A 4,555-nucleotide genomic window follows, 5' to 3' on the forward strand; every position below is an offset into this window, starting at 1 on the left:
CGATCAGGAAACTGATGGCGGCGGCTGGGTCATGATTGGTCGCGGTCGTGAGGGTTGGACCGAGTCTTACAACGGCACCGGCGACCCGAGTCAACTGCACCAGAACCCCACGGGTCCCTCCGCTTTTACTCCCGTCCAGCTTCCCGCAAACACTGTCGATGCCCTGCTGAACGGCATTAAGCCTCAGGACCTTCCCGACGGCATGCGCCTGCACCGTGCCCACAATGCAAGGGGCACCCAGTGGCAGAACGTTTATGTTCAGCGTCCTCAGACTGAGCAGTGGACCTGGGCGATGAGCTACGGTCAGCGTTGGGGCACCGTGAAGTTCACCGGTGCCGGTATTAACCGCACTGCGCGTATGGGCGGTTCCCCCTCGGAGATGGCTCCGGGTATTACCACCAGTTCTGTTCGTTTCTTCGCGAACCCGAACCAGGGCTACCAGATTGGTTTTGCGTACGGTGCGCTGGTGAACTTCGGTAATGAGAATCCGGATTCATATATTTACCACAAGCGTGGTTCCGCTGGTTACTCCATCCCCTTTACTCAGGTGTTCCTGCGTCCGAAGCTGACTCAGCGTGACTTGAACTTCTCGCAAATTGGTTCTGGCTCTGCCGCTAGCAACCGTCGTGCTCTGCCCAATAGCTACACGATGCCCGTTCGTTGGCGCACCAGTGAGCAGACTGGCACCGGCAAGAAGAACGAGATGAACACCTACGTTCAGGCTATTACTCAGGTGGGCGACACCGTCTTCACCGGTGGCGACTTCAAGTATGTGGAGTCGGCTGGTGGCGAGCGCGTGGACCAGTCGTACCTGGCGGGCTATAACGTGGATTCGGGCGAACTGGTTCGCTCTTTCCGTCCGACTTTCAACGGTCAGATTAAGGCTCTGGAGGCTCTGCCGAATAACCGCCTGGCAGTTGGTGGCGAGTTCACCGAGGTTAACGGCGAGAAGGTCAACCACTTCGTCATTCTGGACGCAACCACCGGCCAGATCGACCGCACGTGGGATCTTCAGATTCAGCGCCGTAATGGTGCTGCCGCGCAGGTGAAGACCCTGCTGGTTCAGGATGGTTACCTCTACATTGGCGGTAACTTCACCCATGTAAAGGGCAATACGTCTAAGGCGTACGCTTACTCGCGTGGTGCCGCTCGTATTAAGCTCTCGAACGGTGCGGTGGATTGGAACTGGCGCCCGAACTTTAACGGTACGGTCAACGGTATTACCGCTGCGTCCGATAACTCGACTGTTCACGCTGCGGGTTACTTCACTGAGCTGAATAACCAGCGCGCGTTCCGCCTGGCGGCGCTGAATGGTTCTAACGCTTCGAATATTAAGTGGGAGTGGGAGCCGTCGCTGAAGCTGAACATTACTGACCGCATTGTGTACGCGTTCCAGTTCGATGTTCAGGATGCCGGCTCGACCGTGTGGACTGCTGGTGCTGACCACCTGATTGCGAACTACTCGAAGAACGGTTACGGCCGTATCTCCACCGCGATTTCTAAGTACGGTGGCGACTGGCAGGATCTGCACCTGAGCGGTAACACCATTTACGGTGCGTGCCACTGCGGTGACGTTCTCTTTGAGGGTTCTACCGGCTACCACACCTACTGGAAGGAGTCGAAGGCGGTTCACCGTATGCGCCTGGTCGCAGCGTTCGATAAGGACAGCGGCGAGGTCATCGGCGAGTTCAGCCCGGTTCTGAAGGGTGCTAGCGGCTACGGTGTCTGGGAGTCCTTCATGGATTCGCGCGGCAACCTGTGGGTTGGTGGCGACATTAACCGCTCGCTGGGTGCTAATGGTGAGCAGCGCACTGTCGGTTTTGCTCGTTTTGCTCCTCGCGATGTGACCGCCCCGTCGACTCCGTCGAATCTGTCGGTTCAGCGTGATGGCTCGACCGATAAGCTGTCTTGGTCTGGTGTTCGTGAGAGCGGTGCTCGCTACCAGGTGCTGCGTGATGACCGTGTGATTGCTACGGTCTCGGGCACCAGCTACGAGGTTGAGCATACTGATGGCGCTCGCTACTATGTGCGTTCCATCGATGCGTCTGAGAACTTCTCGGCTTCCACGGGAGCTGCTCAGGCTTAGGTCAGATTGTTGATCTAGTTTCTTTGAGCCGCCGCCTGGTTCGGGCTCTGCAGGGTTTGCGGGGTCCGAATCAGGCGGCGGTGCACCCGGGGTGTATGCCCTCTATAGTTTTGGTTCGGTCCGGTTTTCCCAGTTTGCTATCTCTTCGCCTCTGCGGCGGCTATGATGGGTTGGGATTCATTGCGTCGGATGGGTTGCTTCCGTCCTTTCCGATGATGGGCTGAATCTTGGTCTGTGGTGTTTCTTCGCTGTTGGTACGACAGAGGAAACTTCACAGATTTTTAGCGTTCCGCTTCGTACGGGTACGGTGCCATTGTTGGCTTCGTGCGTGAGGGGTGGGGCGTATTCATTCAATTTCCGATAACTACACTCACTGATTCCGGCTACAGACTCGCTGTTAGCGCAGTTCATAACGCTTCCCCCTTACCCCGATGCCTGGTCACTATGCTGTGCCTTGTGTGGGGTGGGTGTTGCTGTGTGAATTGCAGTTTTCTGCTGTGTGCCGGTTGAGGTCTCTAGGAGAGACAAATGAATTTTCTTCCGTTCACGCGTGGAGGGCGCGCGCAGGGTGTTGCTTCCTCCGCTTCTGAGGGCTCTCGCGTAGCTTCTCGCTCCGGGTCCCGTGCTTTGGGTGCGGCGGCTGCTTCTTTTGCGATGGTTGCGGCTTCTTTGGGTCCGATTGCTTCGGGCGCGCAGGCTGCTGATGCACGCTACTATGACGGTTCGTCGAGTGAGCGCGCGGCTGCGAGCTGCTGGGAGGTTAAGCAGAATAATCCGCGTGGCAAGAGCGGCGCGTACTGGCTGTACACCCCTGCGATGAGTGCTCCTGAGCAGTTCTATTGCGATCAGGAAACTGATGGCGGCGGCTGGGTTATGATTGGCCGCGGTCGTGAGAGCTGGACTGAGAACTACTACGGTCGCGGTAATGCCGATCAGCTGTATAAGAACCCGACCGGCTTTGATGCGGTGCAGCTCTCCGGCGTGACCGTGAACGCGCTACTGAACGGTACCCGTCCGCAGGATTTGCCCGATGGCGTGCGTTTCCATCGCGCGATGAACGTTGAGGGCACTACCTGGCAGGATTTTAAGGCTCACCGTGATTCCAGTACCGAATGGACTTGGACTTTGCGTTCAAAGATGTTCTGGTCAAATATTTCGGTCAAAAACACCTGGCAGTACAGTAACCGTTATGACTACGCCAACCGTGGTCAGGTGGCTGGTAACATCTTCACCCATGATTCTGATGATTTCCGTTCCCTGAACTTCGAAGAGAAGGCATCGCAGGGCTACAAGTTGGGCTTCACCTACGGTCGCAACGCCAAGATTACATGGTGGACCGAGACCTACCTGATGAACCGTCCTTCGGCGTATATTTACCGCCCGGCGGATGATTCGACCACTCCCCTGGTATTTACTCAGATGTTCTTGCGCCCGAAGGTGACTCAGAACGATTTGGTGGCTAAGGGTCTGCATGATTATGGCCAGCAGGGCGCTGCGGCAAGTAACCGCCGCGCGCTACCCAATAGCTACTCCGAGAAGTGGAAGTGGCGTACCAGCGCTGAGACCGGTACCGGCAAGAAGGGTGAGATGAACACCCAGGTTGAGGCTATCACCGAGGTCGGTGGCGCTGTCTTTACCGGTGGCGATTTCGCGTACGTTGAGTCGGCAAGCGGTGAGAAGGTTGAGCAGGCTTTCTTGGCTGGTTACGAGGTGGGTACCGGCGAGCTGCGCCGTTCCTTCCGCCCGAAGATTAACGGTCAGGTGAAGTCGGTTGAGGCTCTGCCGAACGGCCTGCTTGCTGTGGGCGGTTCTTTCGACCAGGTGAACGGAGAGTACTACAACGGTTTTGTGATTCTGGATCCGCAGACCGGTCAGGTCGCTAAGGACTGGGATATCCGCGTGGTCAGCCGCATCGCTTCCGTACCGGTACAGATTAAGACCCTGCACGTGCGTGATGGCTACCTGTACATTGGTGGATCCTTCACTCACTTGAAGGGCCAGACCTCCCCCACCTACGCGTATGCGAGGAACCTGGCTCGCATTAAGTTGAGCAACGGTGAGGTGGACTGGAACTGGCGTCCGGTCTTTAACGGCACGGTTAACGGCGTGAGCGCTTCTGAGGGCAATGCCGATGTGTACGTCGCTGGTTACTTCACCCAGCTGAATAACCAGGAGGCGTTCCGTCTCGCTCATATGCAAGGCAGTAGCACGAACCCGGTAGCTTGGCACCACCGTCCTTCATACACCCCCAAGAATGCCCAAACCTGGGATTTGAAAAACGAGCGCAGGATGTGGGGCTTCCAGTTCGATGTTCAGGATGCTGGTTCCTCCGTCTGGGTGGGTGGCACCGAGCATATGATTACCCGTTACGAGAAGAGCTCGATGCGCCGCACCGACAGCGCAATTACTCGTGAGGGTGGTGACTTCCAGGATCTGCATCTGAGCGGTAACACCATTTACGGTGCGTGC

Annotated in this window: 2 protein-coding genes; both read left to right on the plus strand. The window is 57.1% G+C overall.

Going from position 1 to position 4,555, the window contains the following annotated elements; all coding sequences use genetic code 11:
- Nucleotides 1-2,086 (plus strand): fibrinogen (locus HMPREF3055_RS06410; RefSeq protein WP_070738612.1); only part of this gene is annotated, 2,086 nt, incomplete at its 5' end.
- Between the two features lie 528 nt (nucleotides 2,087-2,614).
- Nucleotides 2,615-4,555 (plus strand): fibrinogen-like YCDxxxxGGGW domain-containing protein (locus tag HMPREF3055_RS06415; protein WP_070738614.1); only part of this gene is annotated, 1,941 nt, incomplete at its 3' end.

Origin of the sequence: Rothia sp. HMSC061C12, from assembly GCF_001815755.1 — a bacterium.
In the GTDB taxonomy this organism is placed as follows: Bacteria; Actinomycetota; Actinomycetes; order Actinomycetales; family Micrococcaceae; genus Rothia; species Rothia mucilaginosa.